Raw genomic sequence first — 20071 nt, forward strand, 5'->3', positions numbered from 1 at the left:
AATGGTTGAATCAGCTAAACTCCCATAAAATCTACGTTGTAGGGGAGTGATATGCAATCTGAACTCTTCCAGAATTTTATTGATTCCATTTCAACATTAACCAGTGAACAGCGAGACATTCTTAACAACTCGCTCCTTAGTACTCAAATAGAGGTTACCGAGGTAGTAGAAACCACTGACTCTGAACCTGTTTACAGTGAATCTATACCCAATAACGATAATGCAACACCTGACGTAGAAAAGAGCATACTTGCCCAATTTGCCGAAAACCCCAGGTGCCCCAAATGCAAAAGCCATAGCGTTGGTCGCTGGGGCATACGAAATGGCCGACAGCGCTACCACTGCAAGACTTGCGACTCAACGTTTAAAACGCCTTTAGTGGAACGCCTTTGGCAAGGCTCAGGCACCCTGAAAAATGGAACAAGTACCTCGCAGGTATGACTCACTCTATGGTCTTGCGACCAGCTGCTGCTGAGAATGCCATTGACTTGAAAACTGCGTTCCGCTGGCGTCACCGCTTTCTTGAAGTGATTAATAATGATCAAGCAGAAGAGCTTTGTGGCATTACTGAGCTTGATGAAACATTTTTCCGTGAATCCTTCAAAGGGCAAAGAGAAGGCCTTCCACGGCCAACCCGAAGCGGGGTAATGATCCCAACAAAGCCCGAAAAGTCCCGGTAATGGTGGCTCGGGACCGTAATCGAAATACCGTTGACGGTGTATTAGAAAACGAAAGTGCTAATGAATTGTGCAGGCATTTAAATGGCCGCATATCGATACAGGCCACGGTCTGTGCGGATGCACACCTCGCTCACGAAAAACTTGCTGACAAGCTTGGATTTGTCTTCAAGGAGCTGGTGACATCAGCAGGTCAACATGTTGTTGAAGGCATCTACCACATCCAGACTGTAAATTCTTATCACAGTCATTTAAAACGCTGGATTGGCGGCGTATTCCAAGGGGTTGCAACTCGTTACCTTCCCCATTATCTGGCCTGGAGGCGAGAACTGACGGCAGCAAAAAAATTAACTGTTGGCCGGTTGATCAGCAGAATTACTGAACATTGGTGCTTCCAACCATTAACGGTAACTTAGCCAACTTCGATATTGCACCGAGCAATGCTCATCTGTCCTTTGCGGATATGTCGCTGCAAATTGATGTTGTTCTTTAACCCCTAAGACTTGCCAACAAGGAGACTCAGCATGTCTAGTGTAGATCGCAGTTTTATCGGCGCAGGTGCCATTTACCTCAAGCCTGCCGATGGTTCCGCTCCCCTTTTGCCGGTGGGTAACGTCAGCCAGTTTCAATTCAGTTTCGAGGAAGATAAAAAGGAACTGAAAAATTATCTCGGTGGCGGTGGTAATCGCAACACCATCAGCCGGATTTCCTCTATCTCGGCGAGCCTCACGGCACATGACTTTACCGCTAATAACTTGTCGATGGCGCTCCGTGGTTCGGTCGCTGCCGGTTCAACCACTGCGGTTACTGATGAGCCTCACACCAGCTTTGGTGTTGCTGATGAGCTTATCCCGTTCGATAAGCTTCCCGATATGTCACAGCCGGTTACGATCAAAGACAGTTTGAATACCGAACTGACTGCCGGGGATGACTATGAACTGACTAAATCCGGTATCAAGGTTCTTTCAGGTGGCGGCGTTGATAATCAGGGAATCAAGGCCAGCTATACACCACTGGCGACCAATATGGTTCAGGCCTTGATTGAATCGGGTAAAGAGTTTGTCCTGTTTATGGAAGGCCTCAACGATGCACAGGATGGCAAGCCGTTTAATATCCGGGTTCATCGGGTGAAGTTCTCGCCGGTCCAGAACCTTGATTTTATCTCGGACGACTTTGCCGCTATCGCCCTCGATCTTGATGTACTCGCAGACAGTACCATTGAGGGTTCCGGCCTCAGTACCTTTATGCAGATTGATCTGGCGCAGTAATCCACTGTTTGTTTCCTGCAATTTTGCCCCTTTCGAGGGGCTTTTTTTGAATTAAAGCACTATGGCCAATATCAAAGAATCAGCTATTCGCTTAGTCCTGAAAGCAAAGGATTTGCTCTCCAAGGACGTAAAAAAATCCGCTGACTCCCTTGATGTTCTGAAAGCGGAAGCCAAAGAGCTCAAGGACAAGCTCTCGACGCTAGAAAACCAGAGTGCGCTGCTGACTGCTTTTCAGAAGCAGACAAAAGCTGTTCGTAATGCTGGCAATGCCTTCCGGGAAGCCGAGGCGAAAGTAGATCGGCTGGCAAAAGAGTACAAACAGGCCTCCAAGCCGACGAGAGAATTAAAAGAGGCGGTTACGTCCGCCAAAAAGTCTGTAGCCGAAGCGAGCCGGACTTATCAACGACAAGAGAAGGATTTAGAGCGTCTAAGTACTCAACTAGCCAAGACAAAAAAACCGACGCAGACGCTAATACAGGCCGTATCAGCGGCAAAGAAAGCAGTCAAAGAGTCCAACCGGGAATACCAGCGCCAGCAGAAAGAGTTGGATCAGCTAACCCGTAATTATAACAAGGCACAGAAAAACACCCTGTCACTGTCGAGCAGCCTCCTTACTGCCCGGACAGCTGTCACTCGTGCGAGCAAAGCTTATCAGGATCAGCGGGAAAAGCTCTATGATCTCCGGCAAAGTCTCAAGCAAGCCGGTTTATCCACAAAGAATCTCGCTGGCCAACAGAAAAATATTACGGCTGCTATCAGCCAGACAGCGGCCGCTTACCAGAAGGCAGCGGCCAAAGTAAAAGAAACCGCTCGGGCTATGCGTTCAGCCGGATTAAGCGGCGTTGCCAGAAATGCGAATAAAGCATCCGATGGCATTAACCGGCTCACCGGTCGTCTTGCCGGATTGGTTACGGCAACGGCTGCGTTTATTGGCCTGAAAAAATCCATGCAGGGCGTTCTCGAAACCGGGGATCAGTTTGACCGCCTGCAAATCCAGTTAAACGCCATTATGGGCAGTGCCTCTGAAGGCGAACGGGCAGTTGAATGGATCAAGCAGTTTACCCGTGATACACCGTTGCAAATCGCCCAGGTGACTGAAGCCTTTACGATGTTGAAGAACTTCGGCCTCGATCCGATGGACGGATCACTCCAAGCGATTGTTGACACCAACAGTATGCTCGGGGGTGACTTTGAAAAACTCCGCAGGATAAGCCTCGCACTCGGTCAGGCTTGGGGCAAACAGAAACTTCAGGCCGAAGAACTCCGTCAGTTAATTGAGGCTGGTGTTCCCGTATGGGAAATACTCGCTAAGGTAACGGGTGAGAATGTAACCGTTCTCCGAAAGTTAACAGAACAAGGCAAACTCGGCACCGATGTTATCAAAAAGCTCATGGAGGAAATGGGCAGTCGGGCGATTGGTGCAGCCGCCGACAATATGAAACTTTATTCAGGTCTGTTATCAAACCTGATTGACCGCTGGACTCTGTTTAAAAAGGCGATTGCCGATGCTGGCTGGTCATCCTATGTACGCCAGTTGATGAAGGATTTCAGTGAGCAGTGGGACAAAATGGTTGAAGATGGTCGTTTGGCGAAGTTTGCGAAAACGATCAGTAATGGCTTTATCAGCATGGCAGGGTCGGTTCGGGCTTCATTATCTAGTTCTCGTCCAAAAACGCATCAGGCAATCATAATTAGATTGTACGTTCGTTTTGATATTTCCTGAAATTCCAGAGAGCCGCAAAAACTCTTCCCTTTTTTTCTCTAATCTGGGACGGATATTGGAGAAAAACGCGAAAAGCAGGCAGAAAACATCCTCCCACCATGCTGGAAAGGTACTTTCATGTAGCGTGGAGGTGGCTATCAGGATGGTGCCGGGTGTCTGGCCAGAATCACCAGGTTGTAACAGACCACCGATAACCAGCAATGAGAATCAAAACGCTCAGAACCCTTGCAGTGGCAACGTGATAGCCCAAAACATCTCTTTAGCCACGAAATTCCCGCTTCAATACCTGCCCGGAAGCGAAAGAGCGTTTTATACACATACTGACTTTTAGTCATCTCTTCGACTTCAAGTCCGCGCTTCTTATTAAAAGCTACATCGCTGATTCCCATGGCCTTGGCTTTTTCCAAATTAGCGCGACACGCGTATCCGCCGTCACCGCTTGTCTGGCGAGGTACACGACCATAAATTTCTTTTTGTCTTTCCATCATCGGAATGAATTGGTCCGAATCCGCTGGGTTACCTTCCTCAATAACCAGGTCCAGGATCAATCGACTTTTTCCCTGAACCAGGTTCAGTTTATGGCCATACTGTACTTGCCGCCTGTCTTTTACGATGATATCCGTATGGGGTTCATACAGGCTAACCACTTTTTCCTGGGCTGGCACCTTTTCACCCTTAAAGACCCTGCGCTCTGTCTGGGAGACTATTGCATCCACCAGGGGTAACAGGTGATCCACATCGGCCTGCCACTTGTCGGCATCATCAGCCAGGAGACACTGCCCCTGCTGACGGGCGTTTGCTAGCGTGACAGTAGCTTCGATAAGTACCTTCCGGGATTTTCGGGTCAACTGCAGCAGTTTTTTATAATGCTGATGCCGCTCTTCTTTGCCAGCGTAGATGCATTTTCTGGCCGCATCTTTTACGGCTCGGTTGTGATGGGTATATTCATAAAGCGGTGTCGCTGTCAGTGTTTGTCCCCGTTCCAGCAGCCGACAAATTTCTTTAACGGAACTGGCTAAAAGATCACTGTCGCAAGGAGGTTTGATATCCGATTCGGTGACTGTGCTGTCAATAGCCACAGTGCGCCCTTTTTCAATACCCTGATCTTTAGCTGACTCTTGATCACATCTCTCCAGCGCTGAACTGCCGGGCTATCTGCCAGGTTTTTACCCGATCCTGCAATTTCGCCCAGCCTTCCCATACCACTAACCAGCCGGGCTGCCCTGTATGCTTTGAATCACCCCAACCACCAAGCCGAGCAATCGTTTGAAGCAGCCAAGTGACTGTTGGCGGCTTATCGGGCAACGCTTTTTTTTCATAGGTTAGCCAGAGAACCTGCCATTCATCATCACTGACCACCTCATTCGCGAGTGTTTTTTCACTCCAAAGCTTTCTGTCTTTGTGCTGCCTGTCATTCGGTAACATTAATGCTTCACGGATTTGCATTAGTCTGACAGCGACAAACATTAACCTGATTACCACTGATCGTACGTCATGACACAGGGAAAGATAATTTAAGAATATACGTGCAGCTTTTCATTCTTTATGTCTATAACCCGGTAAAGAAATAATAGAACCTCTCCAGTATTACCGGTGGAGCAGGCATCATGACGGCTTGTTCTCCAGATTATCAACTAAATTCGGTTTCATAACCGCTCCGAACAAGCAAAGACCCACATCATCATTCGAAATAATGATATTAATACGTCAACTGACTTTCAATTATCGGTTGATGGCTAACCCGGTTTCCACTGGACGTCTGGCAGTTTGAGAAGTCGATCCGGCATCGGTGCTGTATTGACTGCAGCCCGACCTAGCCTTGAGATCATTGAAGGCATATCAAAACGCCGGTTAAACCGATAGTTGAACTCTGATAGATAACGGCCCAGATGCTTGGGGTCGAGCTTATGGTAAGTACCGGTAATCGCTGTTTTCACGTTTCCCAGCATGGTATTTACCCAGGTGAACAACTCATTCTCCATGGATGCATGCCCACCACCGGTAATGATGGCTGTGTGCTGGCATCCGGCATCTTCAATACCCCGGAAACAGGACAAGCCATCGCTGACGGCCCGGACACCCTTTTTCAGGGCATGTTCTGCCCACTCCTGAATGGTTTTTCGCCGGAAGTTATCAACGGCATTGAACTTCATGTAGATAGGGTGGTTATCAGCATCTGTCTGAACTGCGGCCACGAAGGGGGCTTTGTTCTCTGAGCCTCTGCCCCGGCGGCCTCCGTGGCGCTCTCCGCCCCAATAGGCGTCATCAATCTGAACAAAACCACTCAACTGCCAGCTGTTATCTCTTTCCATCATGACCTGCATGAGTTTGTGTTTCATGCGCAATGCGGCATTGTAGGAAATGCCAAGTTGTCGATGAAGCGTCAGGCAAGAAATCCCCGCTTTATTCTGGGTGACGAGATAGATACCCAGAAACCAGGTAGCTAGAGGCAGCTTTGTTGAGTCAAAGATAGTGTTACTGGTAAGCGAGGTTTGGCAACGGCAGCAATTGCACTGGAATTCAGCTTTCCGGTGAAGCTTGCAGAAACTGCGGGAGCCACACTTCGGGCATTGGAAGCCATCTGGCCAGCGCCAAGAGGACAGCGCGTTCTCACACTGCTCTTCACTGCCGTAATTAGCCAGAAATTGCATAATGCCAAGGCCTTTTTGGAACTGAATGGTGTTTTTACACATCAGTTTTACCTCCAAAACACATGACTATCGACGTTTATTATAGCAGTTGGCTCACGACGTAGGGTCGGTGGTAATCAGGAACATTAATATGACCGCAAGTCGTTCAATGTTATCCGGAGATTGCAGACGAAGCCTTTCTACTCCTGCTCCCGATTTCCAAGCCTTATGGAACTCTTCTATTCGCCATCGGAGCTCGTAAAATCGAATGATAGAGCGACAGTCTTCGAATGTTTCAATATCTTCAGTTGTCAATAGTACCCAGTGCAAACGGTCTTCGGAGTCATTGCCAATCTCTTCAGCCGACACAATATTCATAGTTACCGGTTCCGGCCTGCCGCCTGGCCTTTGCGGCGCCTGTATTGTCATCTTCTTTCTTTTGACCTGCAGCGTTGCCTTTCGCTTCTTTCTACCTCCTTTTTGAGGAACCACTATCGTATATTTCCCCAACACTTCAGTCTGAGCTAAGGAATCAAATAATAAGAGTTCGCCATCCACCAGGATTCTGTTTTGTGTAGCTCTTACAACAAACCGCTGTCGGTTATCCAGTTTGTAGTGCATATATTCGTATATATCCGCCTCCCGGTCGCAAACACTGATGATGTCAGGCATTTTACCCCCCATCCTTTGTTCTGTGTTTTCAGAGGCTCTTTGCCACTTAAAGCTTTCCTTTCCCTCGTAAGGTAGCTGACGACGTTGGTTCTTTTTCCCCCGCTGAACGTCCTCTCTAACCCATCGTTCTTGATCAATAAGCCCAATGCTTCGCTCTGTATCCGCATCAACCAAGAAGACAGAGTGGACGTGGAATCCTCTGGTTTTAGAGCCTTCAGGACCTCCAAGATCACCAAGCTCGGATCTGACAGCATGTTTATAACCCAGGGTTGTTGTATCTTCGAGAGCCAGAAGTAGGCGAGACTGTCTCGCTATTTTGGCAGTTGCCTGAAAGCCTGCCTCAGCTATTGCTTCAGGCTTTACGGCCTCATTCTCAATCAGCCGGTAAGCTCCAGTTACCAGTGCGGTATAACCTTCGCATGAAGATGACAAAGAATTACCGGTATGAGCTGAAAGCTCGGCAGCAACTTTGACAAGTCGTTTTGTACGTCGAGTATCACCCAAATCAGCACATCCAAAAGTTAGTTCTGACCATGGTTTAGGAGAAAGTGGAAGCATGACCTGTTTTATCAGTGAGAAATGATAGAACAAGGTAGCTATTTGTGATCAAGAGACAGGATCTTTAGCGGTCATTAGCTGACAGTTATTAATCCGTTCCCATGTAGATGCAGTAAGAAGGCTGATGAGCCCATGCAAACTGGAGCGACTGGGGCGCTGGTTTGGTTCGAGGCGACAAAAGTCTCGAAAGAGCATGGAGTCCATCAAAACAAACGACAAGTAGTCATAATCACAATTCAAATACTGTTTCAGGAGTGCCGCACGAAGAACGGATTCTGCTGATAGTCCGTTCCGCCCAGTGTTCTGTTTATCACCAGAACTTAAGTCCTCATAAATCCAGTCATTGAACTGTGGATGGGCGTCAAGCCATTGCGAGATACCGGAAAGCTGGGAGCAGATTTCATGAGGTACGTAATGGAGTTCCATACTACACTGCGGGTTGCGTTTTTTGCGCATTTGGAGTCCTCTGTTTTTGGCAATCCCTTATGTTTCTTGCTCTTGGGAAGTTTAGTCGCCAGATAGCAGTAGGGCTCCACTTAATTTTTCAGGATAAAATCTACAGTTTTCAATTGGTTGTGTTTTTGGACGAGAACTATCTAGCATTACTTTTGATGAGTTTATAACTGGTGTTCAAAATGCCTTCATTAACATCAGTAATACTCTCGGAGCAATGCGTTCCGCTTTCGAGTTTACTAGCAATGCAGCCAAGCTATTTTTCAATACCTTCACTGGCGCAGTAAAAGGCTTTGCAGCAGGTATTCTCAATGTACTAGCAACCATTACTTATGGCTGGCAGAAAATCTTTGAAGTAACCGGGCTGGAAACGCTAGAAAAGAAGTTTGCCGAAACTGCAAACTTAATGCGTGATCAAGCAGCGGCCTTTACCAAGGAAGTTGTCGAGGATGCTAAAGACGCAAAAGACGCTTTAGTAGGTATGTATGAGTCATTTGCAGCGGAGCATAAAAAATCACAGGTAAAAATCCGTAAAGAGAGCAAAGTCACTTGGGATATGGTTCGTGAGGAACAGAATCGTTACAAAGTCGAGACAGAGAATGCAGCCGATACGATGGTTGCTGCATTCAAAGATGGTAACTGTTCAGCACCCCCACATAAATCTGGAATTTTCTGATTTTTATACCATCCTCTTAAGCACCATTTTTCCACAATATTCGCCAGCATGATTCCAGAACTACCCGCAACTATGTCGGCTGAGATTCTCTTGAAAGAGAATGCAGAGCTGCGGATGAGAGTTGCCTGTCTGGAAGAGCGATGTCGAGAATTGGAAGAAAAGGTTGGCAAGAACAGTCAAAACAGCAGCAAGCCGCCATCGTCTGATGGTTATCAAAAACCTTGTAAAAACAGTAAGTAACTATTCAGCACTGAGCAAAGGCATATTACAGTAATTCCGAACAGCTCTATGAAGTGATTGATATATGTCCATTCCCTGTTTTCTGGCAGACGACAAATAGCTGCGAATCCGTGCAAACATAGAACCACCGTCTGCACTCCTGAAGCAGCCTGAGATTTTCTGCTTTAACTTGGCCATTCGAACATCCCGCTCACTGCCATTGTTATCGAAGGGAATGGTAAAATCTGACATGAAGCGCAGTGTCTCAGCCTTGAACTCAGTGAGTCGTTTGAAGAGATTGTAAGCTTTAGTATTCTTGACTTTCTTGCGCTTAAGCTCCTCTCGTTGCTTCTCCATATAGACGACTTCTTTCATTAGAGCCCGCTGAAGCAACCGGTCATAAATCTTCTCGATTCGTTCACAGACAACACTTGGCATCTGTAGCATACCTATGGTCTTAAAGCCCTTGCAGTAATGCCAGGAAAGCCTCAGTAGCTTCATCAATCGCAACGCCAGTTGATTGCTGTCCCTATCAACAACACCCAAAAGCTCCCTCAGGTGATGGGCATTGCAAAGTACGTGAGTTGCCGCATATGCAAAATAGGATTTCCAATGATCATGAACCAGAACGCCTGCAAATGTTAGCAGTATGCCCATCGTGTCCATGGCCTCACGACCTCGCTTTTCAGACAAGTAGTAGAGCGTCCATTGTTCATCCCGCATAACGTGTAGCCAGTGCAAAGAGCCCTCGGCCCGCATACCCGTTTCATCGGCTCCGGCAACAGACGATTCCCGCAAGGCGTCACGAATAACCTCTTCAGTAGAAGCCAGATTTTCATAGGTTCTGGCCACAAAATTGGCGACAGTGCCTGCACTTACACTCATTTTATAGAGAGTATTAAAATACTCTGACACGCGCTTAAAAGGCAGGAAATGGTATTGGTTAAGATAGACGGCCATAGCCTGTGTGGCTGAGCCATATTGTGCGGCAGCGGTAACACCTTCCGGGAATTCAGCCTGATTCCGACAACCACAAGTGCAGATTTTTACTTCAGCTCTATGGGCCGTTACTTCAAATTCACCCGGTCTCCCTGGTTCAAACACCTGTCGTTCAATATATTTGACCGGCTCACTATCAAGAAGAGACGCCTGACATTTATTGCATTCTTTAACCGGAAGGTACTCAATATAGTCAGGGATATCGACCTGTTTAAGACAAGTGCCCTGATGCCCTTTCTTTCCACCGGCTTTATTACCAGAAGACTGTCTCAGACTTTTAGGATTGGGTTTTTCATCCGATGGATCGGTACCTTTATCTGCGGAAAGGTCGTCAGAATGATCTGGAGAATTACTGTTTTTACAAGGTTTTTGATAACCATCAGACGATGGCGGCTTGCTGCTGTTTTGACTGTTCTTGCCAACCTTTTCTTCCAATTCTCGACATCGCTCTTCCAGACAGGCAACTCTCATCCGCAGCTCTGCATTCTCTTTCAAGAGAATCTCAGCCGACATAGTTGCGGGTAGTTCTGGAATCATGCTGGCGAATATTGTGGAAAAATGGTGCTTAAGAGGATGGTATAAAAATCAGAAAATTCCAGATTTATGTGGGGGTGCTGAACAGTTACCAAAGATGTAAATGATGCTATTGAACAGGTCAATGATGCTGAAAGTCGTGTAGAACTGGCCAGCCTCGGAGTCACTATTGCCGAAGCCTTTTCACAGGGGACGCTATCGCTCGAAGAATACACAGAGGCGATGGATGCGAGCCGGGAAAAGCTCAAGTCATTTAAAGAGGAAGCGGAAGATACCAAGGATGCCGTAAAGAATGTTGGCGACACCGCCGAGGAAGCTGGGGAGCAACAGGCCGAAGCGCTGACCGATGCGACCTCTATTGCCGGAGTCATGGCCGGTCATTACAACACCCTGACAGCAGAATTACAGGGCATGAGTGGTGCAGCGCACGATGCCTTTGTAGCCATGAATGGCGTTGGCAATGTCAACACCGAGCAGGCGATCAGCAGCATTGCTGAACTTAAAAATCAACTCGAAGAAACCAGAGAAGAGCTCAATAAACTACAGCACTCTTATACCTTCGATGTAACTGGCATAAGTAGCTGGATGAATGAGACTGCGAAAAATGCTGCTTATGTCAAAAGCCAGTACTTGGAGCAAAAGATCGCTCTCGAAGAACTATTAGAGAGTTATGAACTCGGCGGCTCTACAGCGAGAAGCTTTATCCGTCAGGGCGAGCGAGCCGCTGATACGATGAATCTCCTGAACAAACAGGATTTAGACCGCCTCAATAATGCCATTCGCTCGGCAGAGCAAAATATGGCCAGTTTGGGAGATAGCTCTCGAAATACTCTGAACAGTCTGAAAGATGAGCTGGATGAATTGCAGGGCAGGCAATCCGATATTGAGAAGCGCCGTTATCAAAGTCAGCGTGATGATCTGAAGTCACAGCAAGCCGAGGCCATTGCCAAAGGGGATCAGGAAGCGATCAAAAATATTACCTCTGCCCTGCGGATCAGTGAGCAGATTTACAATGAGCGTCGGCGGCAGGCTAATAACGAGAAAGCAGAATCCCTTAAAGAAAGCCAGGTGAGTACATCAGCTCCAATCAACCGAACCACACAGCCGACTCCACAGAAAGTTATCCGGCTCGAATATCCCGGCGGTGCAGTCAATGTAGGCATTGATTCATCGGATGAAACCAAACTGCTGGATGCCCTGAAAAATGCAGGCATGAGGACGGTCTGATGCAACTGGATACTATTACCCTCCCGGACGATCTGCTCTGGATTAATGAATTTGAATGGAACCCGGTAGAGCAAACCACCGAGCGCAGCCTGACCGGGGCTTTACTAGTTCAGGAAGGGCAATTCAATTATGGAAGGCCAATCGTTCTTTCTGGCAATGGCGAGGCCGGTTGGGTTTCCCGGCTGACGGTAAAGAGCCTGTTTGCTCTCTCCGAGACGGTTAGTAAAACCATGACGTTGACGCTCCCGGATAACCGGCAGTTTTCCGTTATCTTTGATCGCTCTAATGGAGCTCCCGTAGAGGCACAACAGCTTATGCCGTTTGCCTACCCGGACGATAGCGACCAATACCTTCTTACCCTTCGATTGCTAACCGTTCACTAAGGCTGAGAGGGGGCGATCGGGACTGTAAATATTCCTTCAGCTTGAGGACTGAAAAGCGGGGACAGTACCTTCTGAATTTTTACCTGAACTCTGGGTCGTTTCAGCTAAATTAGAAGTCAGTGGTAAATCACCTGAGTTTTTAGCTAAATTGACTGACTGACGATACTGCTTTTGGCGCTCTCTTTCGCGCTTACGGTAAGCGGGATCTTTACGGAGCTTCCTTTGGCGCTCCCTTTCGCGCTCCCTTTCGCGTTCGCGCTCCCTTTTTCGCTCAACGTAAGCGGGATCTTTGCGAAGCTCCCTTTTGCGCAACCTTTCGCGCTCTCTTATGCGCTCGGCGTAAGCGGGATCTTTGCGAAGCTCCCTTTGGCGCAACCTGTCGCGCTCCCTTTTTCGCTCGACGTAAGCGGGATCTTTGCGAAGCTCCCTTTGGCGCAACCTGCCGCGCTCCCTTTTGCCCTCGGCAAGTAAAGAACTGCCCTCAACATTAACTTCTGCCTGGGTTGTTTGGTTATCACTTGTAGCTTGATGCATATATAACGGACTAACGACAGCAACTGGCCGTAAATCTTGTGAACTATGAATTCCGGCAGAAAGATTAGTTAACTGTAAACCTGAGCTTGTATGATTCGCTGTTGTTTGCTCTCTAATTTCAAGCTCGTCCCACGATATTAGCTGCTGAAAGGGAGTATCTGGTGTTAGTAATAATGCATCATTAACGGGTTCATAATCAGGCTGGTAAGGAACATATTCATCAAGGATGGATTGTGGTATCTCTTGAATACTTGTTCCAGGAGCGTTTTCTAAATCGAAATTTGTTAGAGATTCAATATTATATTTATTCAATGAATTAGAATGATTAGCTTCATTTTGATATGTACCTGGTCCGCTATTGTAAATAGAAATAGGGTTCAGCACTTGAACTGGCATGCCTTGATAAATAGGCTGCTGTTCGGTGGTACCAAATTGCTGTTCTTGATCTACTAAACCTAATGCGCTGGAACAAAGATAAGAAAAAGAAGCATCGAATGAAGGAAGTTGATTGATTTGATCCATTGAATTATTGAACTATCAAATTACAGATTTAGGCCACGCTTTCTTATAAAAGTTCCCCCTTTGGCCACTCATTCACCATTTATTTATGTCAACCAATTATAAGGAATTGCTATGGCTATTACTAATAGCGACGTAAAACTCTTCGAAAGCCAGCGCCTCACGGATGAGGAAGACGGTGGCGGTCGGGTGACTGGCAGCGAGGTCATCGATGGCAACGTTAATAATCTAGGCTCTTGTAGGATTTCAGACTGCTACTGGGTTGAACATTGCTGAAGCCCTTTATCTACAAAGGTTGTCAGCATATTGTCCGGTAATGTTGCCCAATCCTTGTTTTTCGTGACCTACAGTCAGTTTTCACTGTAGAGCAGTTCGTAATCAAAATAGAGCCATAATCTATTTCAGGATATTTCCCGGATCGACCGCACCATTGGTGATGTAGCTTTACGGAAGGCGTTTATCGGGATAAGCACCGATAACAATGATATTTATCTTGGTAGCCATTTGATCCTGACCGAACCTCCCAAGGATAAAAATGTCAGTGTTTTGCTGTTCAATACCGACAGTCAAACCGATGAACGCCTCGATGCCAGAGACCGGATTGAGAGCTATGTGGTTCCCGGCATTAAGGCATCATGGGAACTGGTAGGCGATCAGCTGGAAGGACAGCGAGCTATTGTCGGCTATCAGCGGGAGGAATTGGCGATCCCTGAAATTGGTGAAGTCTATAAGCTCACGACACCAGATGGTTTAACAACCCAGTTTATTCGCATCACAGCTGTTGACCATTCCATTGTGACTTTTACCTATAGCAACGGGCAGGAGTATGTGGATTTTAACCGGCGCAAGGTGGAAATGGAGATCAGTGCTCCCTTGGAGACGACCTTTGTCGGAGCGCCACCAGTGCCAGGTGAGCCGGAGGAAGAAACCAGTTCGATTCATCGTACACAGATAGCCGACACCAGCCGTTACTATGGCATTCAGTCAATGAGCACCAACATTACCGCAGGCGATCTGACGATTAAGGCCGAGAGCGTTTATGCGCCACTGGTGCCGAGCGCCAAGGTAGAAAGCCCGTTGTTGGATCAATACGGTGGCTATACCGGCAAAACGATGGTGGCGACCTCGGCCAGTAACCGATCCATTAGCTGTCGCTTTGTTCATATCAGCGGTAACCAGAGCCGCACCTACCTGCAGCGGGGTGTTTTGCCCGGAACCCTGACCCTGTCGCTTGATGGCGGCACTTTTGAAGATAACGGCGCAGGCAGTCTGCTCCATAAAAGCGGCACCAATAATTACAGCAAGCTGACCGTGGATTATGAGCTCGGGGAGATTAACGTCTGGCGAGCAAGCAGCTATACCACAGCAACCGCCAATGCCTCCTATCAGCCAGCGGTGGCGATTACCGGAGCAGCGATCAGTGGCGCTATCCCGGTCACAGGTCAGAACCGGGGCTTTAATTACACTCTGAACATGGCCGAGGCCAAACCAAGGCCGGGAACACTGGTGGTCAGCTATATCGCCCTTGGCAAATGGCAGGATATTCGTGATCCCGGTAATGGGCAGATGACGGGTTCTGGAACCGGCACCATTCTCTTTGCTACCGGCTCGGCAGCAATTACCCTCGATGCGCTGCCCGATCCGGACAGTGCCATTGTATTCAGCTATGTGGCGCAAAATGATGATGAGGTAACCATTCGCACAGGCTCGGTGCCGGTGGATGATATGACCTTCCGGCATACCGTTGAGAAGCCCGGTATTAAACCCGGCTCAATGACAGTGACGTATGTTTCCTCCGGGGAGAATAAAACCCTGACCGATCAGGCCAACGGCTTGCTGACGGGGGATGGTAGCGGTGCGATCCATTACGCTCCCGGCGAGTTGAGCTTTAAGCTGGATAACCTGCCCGATAGCGACACCGAAATACAGCTGACTTATGAGGAAGGCACCAGTGCCGGTGGCGAGGTCATTGTGGCTGTGGATGGTCAGGGCGTTATGAGCGGCACTATTCCGGGGGCTCCCCTGCTGCCCGGTTCTATCCAGCTGCAGTTTCTGGTCGAGCAGCTGTCCAACGTTCCCAATGGTGCAAGGCAGGAGGATGACTGGACAACTTATGAAACCACCAGAAACGTCGCCAAGCAGGTCAGTGATGATACAGCGGGAGGCTGGCGGGGGGTGACCGGGACCATTGATTACCAGACAGGTGCCTTTACCATTCTGGCGTTGCAGGATTACACCTATCCGGAATGGCGGGTTTCGAGAGCAACGGATAGCGGTTACGTCAGAGAGGTCGAGGCCACCAATACCACCAAGACCCAAACCTTCAATGGCAGCACTATTACCGCCATTGCACAGGCGAGCAACTTGAGTCATGCGCCGTATAACGAAAGCATTACCTCGCCAGAGCTGACTATTGATCTGTTGCCCTTGATGAAACAATGTCGTTTTGCTTCCCGGCAGCGTGGTCTTTGAATGGAATGGTGAAACCTACTATGACCGGGATGGTTCCCTCTATAAAAACCTGAGTACTGAAACCAATGCCGGTGTTCAGGTCGGCAGAGTGGATTACAGCGGGGGAATGGCGACACTGGCCAGCTATCCCGATGGCACCGTCAACACGGCCACCATTCAGGCAGCGGCGACCATTGGCGTTGGCTTCAAGATCGATGCAGTGGCCTTCCGTACTCCCGGCGCTCCAATCCGTCAGGGCAGCTTGCAGCTAACGGCGGTGCGGGTGGATAACGGGGATATTATTACGGCGACAGCTGACTTTAATGGCGAGTTTGATACCGCAGAAGTGGTCGGGAGCATCGACGTGACTACTGGCTGGTGCGAGATTCAGTTTACCGATGGTACTGATCCGATTTACGTGATCCCGCAAAGTGTCCGTTACAACTGCGTGGTGGAAACCAGTCTGCCGTTGGATGCTGAATTGATCGGCCTCGATCCGGTGCGTCTGCCTCCCGATGGCAAAGTGCCTATCTATCGAGCCGGGGATATTGTGGTTATTACTCATACCGATAGCACCGATATTGGTACTCCTTATGCCGGTTTAATTGTTGCGCTGGACAGGGATCATCAAGCTGAGATTGTGGTGGAAGATAGCGCCGGGGCTCTGCTGGCCAGCGATCAATACACCGTCGATAGAGAGGCAGGCACCGTTACCTTTGCCGATCCATTGAGCCTGATTGATGCGGAAAGCAATCCGCTATCGGCTCCCTATACCATCAAAGATCGGGTGGAGCACATGAGCGTTTTAAGCGACGTTCAGATTAATGGGGACCTGTCCATTATCTCCCCGGTGCCTTGGGATTTACCGGCCTCCGAAACCTCGGTTAGCAGTGCGGTGGTCTATGGCGATCTTCAGGCGAGAGTAAAAAACTTTTTCAGCCAGAAGGTATGGGACAACGGCGATCCAAACTGGACGGATTACCGGGAAGGCGACCAGACAACTGCCCAATACAACACCATCAACTACCCGGTGGAAGTGACCAACAAGGGCGCTATCTATGGCAAGTGGGCGATCATTTTTACCAGCAGCACCGCTTTTCAGATTGTTGAGGAAAAGCTCGGGATCATAGCAACCGGCAGTACAACAACAGACACCGCTCCCATTAACCCGGAGGCGGGAGTGCCTTATTTCACCCTGAAAGCCGATGGTTGGGGCAGCGGTTGGGCAACAGGTAATGCTATCCGCTTTAACACGGATGGATGCCTTGCGCCGGTGTGGATTTGCCGGACGGTGCTGTCAGGGCAAGGTACGGAAACAAACGACGATTTTACACTACAGATTCGGGGGGATGCGGACTGATGGCCGTTACATTTTATTCATCGGAAGAGGCAGGAGCACCGCAATTAACAGCGGTGAAGAGTTCGTATCCATTCATGAGCAATATAGTGGATATTATCGACACTATTCTGGTGACAGGTTAAGTAGTTGATAATTTGCTTTCGGATAAATTGACTGAACGATTATTTAGTATTTGCAAACGAAATCATATGACTCTCTCCAAATGAAGCGAACACTCGTTCAACTTCCTTTTCAAATTCCGTGAAACTCTTGATTGACAATAGATTGAGCCATTCATACTTTACTTTCCTCCACAGGATCTCAATCAGATTGAGTTCAGGTGAATATGTTGGAAGAAAGCAGATCAGTAACTTTTTCTCAAGAGTCCAGTCAGCGATTCTGTCACGAAACTTTTTGCTGGTATGAATACTGGCATTGTCCACCATAACTACGGTGTAGCGGTCATTTGAACTGTATTTTTCATCCTCCATTTTCTCTGCGAAGTCGTCAAAGGCTGCAATCACTGTATCACTATTCACAGAGCCCACAACAGGGTAATGAAACAGCTCACAGCTCCGATTCATAAAGCCCAGCACGTTGATGCGCTTACTTTTGACTGATGGAATTCTGAGCTGCTTTCCTTTTTCCTGCCAGCCATATGGCACACAAGGTTCTTGAGTAAATCCGGACTCATCAAAATAAAACAAGTTTATTAACCCTTTGCGCTCAGCTTCCTGGGCGTCTTTCAGTGCAGTTTTACAACGCTGGAAATGCTCTTCGTCCCGTTTATGTTTGCACGATTTACGGAGTCTTTTGTAAACCAGTCCTAACTTTTTTACGATGTTGGCCAGAGTAAGTTTTGATGAGGATTTACCGGTCTCATCCTCAATTTTGGATTTTACATACGATAAACGACGAGGCTCTTCTGCTACTAACTCTTTTATGCGTTGCACTTCAGATTCATCATATATGCAAGATCTTCCACCACCATGTTTCTTATACAATGCACGAATACCATAGTCCTCCCAATCATCAATCCATTGGGAAACGGTCTGATATTTAATCTCAAGGATTTCTGCAATTTGCTCAAGGGTAAAGCCTCGATTACTCAATAGAAGACCATGAGCTCTTTCCCTGATACACCTCAGAGGGCCGTAGTGCTTGGCGTATTTCAAAGTTAATACAACAGCTTCATCAGTGATATTGACATACTTCATAGGTTGGGGACGTTTTAGTTCAAGACCCACTTATAATAGATTAAGGATCTCTTTCTTTGTCTGCCTGATAGTACGATCAAAATATCCATAAGCAAACTTTTAACTACTTATGGCTCTAAAGCCGGTTTAGGCTGGAAAAGACTCTATACATCAGAAACCAATAACAGGAAGGTTTATGAAAATAATTCGGCGCATACTGATAATATGTTTTTGATAGTGCAGCAAGCCGTAACCAGACAATATGGTCTACAGCTTCAAGCGGTAGACACTGTTGAATCCGCCGAAACTTTTTCAGGATATAGTTGTTTCGTAATTTCTCAAAAACTGCTGGCAGCACCACACGGAAGATGACGTGAAGCCTCCTCAATCAGGTTACTCAATCTCGGAAATAACCCATCGCCCATTAGTCGGCTTTTCAGATAATCCCAAAAAGAGAGACCATACAGGCGACACGTTTTTTTCAGGCTGGCAAAGGTGTCGCGACATTGCCGCCCCAAATCGCTTCGCGTCCCACTACTGATCTTTCGTCGTTTAACATATTCTCGTATCTGACTCTCGCTCAGGTTGTTGTGCAGCGGTAAGCTCGGGTCATCCAGAACCAGTAATAGCTCTTCCTTGATTACAGCCAACCCTGACAGAGCATCCTGAAGAAGCCCACTGCACGTTTGGGTTTGGATCAGCGCCTGGAACCCCTGTCGTACTTTTATTGCCTTTTTTTCAGTTGGCTCTGTCTTGAAGTCTTTAAGGTCATCGTAAATGGCCCAGAACCATGTCCGAAGCCATTTCTGAGCCATGGCCTGCTGATCATTGACCGGATGAACTTTTGCCAGCCCTCGCTCTGCATGTATCCAGCACTGGCTGTGTTTGAAAACGTCGAACTGCCTTGCCCCATCACTGAAGGTGGTAAGATGTCCTGCTCCATGCTGTATCAGGCTGCCATAAATCATGGCTTCACTGGCCTGCTGGCGCCGTCTACCAGTTAGTCTCAGGTCTTTCATACATTCTTCCCAGGCTTCATGGCTCAGGAAGGTGACGCCTCTGTATGGATTAAGAACGCGTAGCCACTTTTTGGGGTAATCCAGTTTTTCCAGATAGATCAAGGCATCGTCGGTGAACGTGTAAGTTGACCATGGGCGGTGCAGTAGGCTTACGAAATTTTCCCGGCTTTTGCTGTCTGTGCTCTCGAACCAGGCAAAGGACTCGTTATTGATGATGGTGCAGTAACCGTTCTTCCCCTTATGCCTTGTTCCCGTGTCGTCTGTCTGGATATAACTTGAACAGCGAATACCTGTAGTCAACAGCTCATCTTTCTCAGCATGGAACTGCTCGTGTCCTTTCGTCAGAAGCTGGCTGAGTTCCCCGCTGGAAATAGAGATTCCAATGTCCCATAGCCAGTCCAGCAGTTCTGGCTGGGTAACGGAGCAACCATGATACTGGTGCAGAACGTAGGCCTGCAGCATTGGCCCGTAATGATGTCCATGAAGGCTGGCTGGCGGTTTGGCCGTAATGGTTTGTCCATCGGGTGTCACCCATTGCTCTAAAAGATATTCAATACTGGATGTTTGTATTGTCAGTTCCTGAACATGAAAAGGGGTGGTTCCATTCCTGATTGATCCCTCCGGAACATCAGTGGCAGCAATGGGTATGGATTTTTCCGCCGATGGCTTTCGGGGCTGTTTACGCTGCTTTCTGGTTTTCTCGTTGGGCTTCTTAACCTTCTGCTTTGACGAGGTGTCTGGGCTGGCTCCATCGTTACCCTCAGGAGCGGATGGATCTCCATCAGGGCTGCCGGTGTCATCATCGGGAGGTTTGGTGTTTGGTTTGATGTCAGGCTTTGCGGGCAGTTTTTTTAGACGACGAATCTCTGCTTCAAGCAATTCTATCTGCTCTTTGAGCTGAATGATCTGCTCTTGCTGCTGAGTGATGAATCTCAGTAGATCTTCAGGTTGTAACTGCTGGTGTTCTAGAAAAGCCATGGTGAGAGGATAGACG

The 20071-nt window shown here is 48.0% G+C and carries 17 protein-coding genes and 1 pseudogene; 9 read left to right on the forward strand and 9 right to left on the reverse strand.

Going from position 1 to position 20071, the window contains the following annotated elements:
• Nucleotides 1–51: 51 nt before the first annotated feature.
• The 3 genes and pseudogenes from MJO57_RS07735 to MJO57_RS07745 all read left to right on the forward strand — a co-directional run bounded on the left by MJO57_RS07735 (nt 52) and on the right by MJO57_RS07745 (nt 3668).
• Nucleotides 52–1093, forward strand: a pseudogene (locus MJO57_RS07735) (IS1595 family transposase).
• A 108-nt stretch (nt 1094–1201) separates the two neighbouring features.
• Nucleotides 1202–1945: a hypothetical protein gene (locus MJO57_RS07740; RefSeq protein WP_252024254.1), complete on the forward strand. Its 744-nt coding sequence runs from the start codon at nt 1202–1204 to the stop codon at nt 1943–1945.
• Nucleotides 1946–2006: 61 nt separating this feature from the next.
• On the forward strand, nt 2007–3668 hold the full coding sequence (locus tag MJO57_RS07745) for a tape measure protein (RefSeq protein ID WP_252024256.1): 1662 nt from the start codon (nt 2007–2009) through the stop codon (nt 3666–3668).
• A gap of 137 nt (nt 3669–3805) precedes the next feature.
• On the opposite strand, the gene MJO57_RS07750 is transcribed toward MJO57_RS07745, so the two are convergent.
• From MJO57_RS07750 to MJO57_RS07770, 5 genes are all read right to left on the reverse strand, one after another.
• Nucleotides 3806–4747, reverse strand: coding sequence for a transposase (locus MJO57_RS07750; RefSeq protein ID WP_252021295.1), 942 nt, complete (start codon nt 4745–4747; stop codon nt 3806–3808).
• A 43-nt stretch (nt 4748–4790) separates the two neighbouring features.
• On the reverse strand, nt 4791–5150 hold the full coding sequence (locus MJO57_RS07755; RefSeq protein WP_252023104.1) for an IS4 family transposase: 360 nt from the start codon (nt 5148–5150) through the stop codon (nt 4791–4793).
• A gap of 254 nt (nt 5151–5404) precedes the next feature.
• Nucleotides 5405–6361, reverse strand: a complete 957-nt coding sequence (locus tag MJO57_RS07760) for an IS1595 family transposase (protein WP_252017306.1) — start codon at nt 6359–6361, stop codon at nt 5405–5407.
• A gap of 51 nt (nt 6362–6412) precedes the next feature.
• Complete coding sequence (locus MJO57_RS07765) at nt 6413–7528, reverse strand: IS4 family transposase (protein WP_252024258.1); 1116 nt, start codon at nt 7526–7528, stop codon at nt 6413–6415.
• Nucleotides 7529–7576: 48 nt separating this feature from the next.
• On the reverse strand, nt 7577–7984 hold the full coding sequence (locus MJO57_RS07770) for a transposase (RefSeq protein ID WP_252024260.1): 408 nt from the start codon (nt 7982–7984) through the stop codon (nt 7577–7579).
• Between the two features lie 214 nt (nt 7985–8198).
• Between MJO57_RS07770 and MJO57_RS07775 the strand changes: the two genes are divergently transcribed.
• Entirely contained in the window at nt 8199–8657 is a 459-nt protein-coding gene (locus tag MJO57_RS07775; RefSeq protein WP_252024262.1) for a hypothetical protein, read from the forward strand.
• 48 nt (nt 8658–8705) lie between these two features.
• The gene (locus MJO57_RS07780) at nt 8706–8897 is read left to right on the forward strand and encodes a DUF6444 domain-containing protein (protein ID WP_371924672.1); all 192 of its coding nucleotides are present in this window, start codon (nt 8706–8708) and stop codon (nt 8895–8897) included.
• Here MJO57_RS07780 and MJO57_RS07785 read toward each other — a convergent pair whose 3' ends face one another.
• Complete coding sequence (locus MJO57_RS07785) at nt 8898–10412, reverse strand: IS66 family transposase (RefSeq protein WP_252017330.1); 1515 nt, start codon at nt 10410–10412, stop codon at nt 8898–8900.
• Nucleotides 10413–10631: 219 nt separating this feature from the next.
• On the opposite strand from MJO57_RS07785, the gene MJO57_RS07790 reads away from it, so the two are divergent.
• A complete protein-coding gene (locus tag MJO57_RS07790; RefSeq protein ID WP_252024264.1) occupies nt 10632–11636 on the forward strand; it encodes a hypothetical protein in 1005 nt (334 codons plus the stop codon).
• Entirely contained in the window at nt 11636–12019 is a 384-nt protein-coding gene (locus MJO57_RS07795; protein WP_252024266.1) for a hypothetical protein, read from the forward strand. The genes MJO57_RS07790 and MJO57_RS07795 overlap by 1 nt, the downstream gene beginning before the upstream one ends.
• Before the next feature lie 36 nt (nt 12020–12055).
• On the opposite strand, the gene MJO57_RS07800 is transcribed toward MJO57_RS07795, so the two are convergent.
• Nucleotides 12056–13075, reverse strand: coding sequence for a hypothetical protein (locus tag MJO57_RS07800; protein ID WP_252024268.1), 1020 nt, complete (start codon nt 13073–13075; stop codon nt 12056–12058).
• A 543-nt stretch (nt 13076–13618) separates the two neighbouring features.
• Here MJO57_RS07800 and MJO57_RS07805 point away from each other — a divergent pair.
• Complete coding sequence (locus MJO57_RS07805; protein WP_252024270.1) at nt 13619–15544, forward strand: hypothetical protein; 1926 nt, start codon at nt 13619–13621, stop codon at nt 15542–15544.
• Nucleotides 15519–16883, forward strand: coding sequence for a hypothetical protein (locus tag MJO57_RS07810; protein ID WP_252024272.1), 1365 nt, complete (start codon nt 15519–15521; stop codon nt 16881–16883). The genes MJO57_RS07805 and MJO57_RS07810 overlap by 26 nt, the downstream gene beginning before the upstream one ends.
• Before the next feature lie 161 nt (nt 16884–17044).
• On the opposite strand, the gene MJO57_RS07815 is transcribed toward MJO57_RS07810, so the two are convergent.
• The gene (locus MJO57_RS07815) at nt 17045–18109 is read right to left on the reverse strand and encodes an IS630 family transposase (RefSeq protein ID WP_252018707.1); all 1065 of its coding nucleotides are present in this window, start codon (nt 18107–18109) and stop codon (nt 17045–17047) included.
• A gap of 287 nt (nt 18110–18396) precedes the next feature.
• Nucleotides 18397–20055, reverse strand: coding sequence for a transposase (locus tag MJO57_RS07820; protein WP_252017470.1), 1659 nt, complete (start codon nt 20053–20055; stop codon nt 18397–18399).
• Nucleotides 20056–20071: the final 16 nt, after the last annotated feature.

Source organism: Endozoicomonas sp. SCSIO W0465, from assembly GCF_023716865.1.
GTDB lineage: Bacteria > Pseudomonadota > Gammaproteobacteria > Pseudomonadales > Endozoicomonadaceae > Endozoicomonas.

What these genes read in the sequence shown, in the direction of transcription:
- MJO57_RS07800 (WP_252024268.1), bottom strand. Translation starts at nt 13,075, where the DNA reads ATGGATCAAATCAATCAACTTCCTTCATTCGATGCTTCTTTTTCTTAT.
- MJO57_RS07785 (WP_252017330.1), bottom strand. Translation starts at nt 10,412, where the DNA reads ATGATTCCAGAACTACCCGCAACTATGTCGGCTGAGATTCTCTTGAAA.
- MJO57_RS07790 (WP_252024264.1), top strand. Translation starts at nt 10,632, where the DNA reads ATGGATGCGAGCCGGGAAAAGCTCAAGTCATTTAAAGAGGAAGCGGAA.
- MJO57_RS07780 (WP_371924672.1), top strand. Translation starts at nt 8,706, where the DNA reads ATGATTCCAGAACTACCCGCAACTATGTCGGCTGAGATTCTCTTGAAA.
- MJO57_RS07760 (WP_252017306.1), bottom strand. Translation starts at nt 6,361, where the DNA reads ATGTGTAAAAACACCATTCAGTTCCAAAAAGGCCTTGGCATTATGCAA.
- MJO57_RS07820 (WP_252017470.1), bottom strand. Translation starts at nt 20,055, where the DNA reads ATGGCTTTTCTAGAACACCAGCAGTTACAACCTGAAGATCTACTGAGA.
- MJO57_RS07775 (WP_252024262.1), top strand. Translation starts at nt 8,199, where the DNA reads ATGCGTTCCGCTTTCGAGTTTACTAGCAATGCAGCCAAGCTATTTTTC.
- MJO57_RS07770 (WP_252024260.1), bottom strand. Translation starts at nt 7,984, where the DNA reads ATGCGCAAAAAACGCAACCCGCAGTGTAGTATGGAACTCCATTACGTA.
- MJO57_RS07765 (WP_252024258.1), bottom strand. Translation starts at nt 7,528, where the DNA reads ATGCTTCCACTTTCTCCTAAACCATGGTCAGAACTAACTTTTGGATGT.
- MJO57_RS07740 (WP_252024254.1), top strand. Translation starts at nt 1,202, where the DNA reads ATGTCTAGTGTAGATCGCAGTTTTATCGGCGCAGGTGCCATTTACCTC.
- MJO57_RS07795 (WP_252024266.1), top strand. Translation starts at nt 11,636, where the DNA reads ATGCAACTGGATACTATTACCCTCCCGGACGATCTGCTCTGGATTAAT.
- MJO57_RS07745 (WP_252024256.1), top strand. Translation starts at nt 2,007, where the DNA reads ATGGCCAATATCAAAGAATCAGCTATTCGCTTAGTCCTGAAAGCAAAG.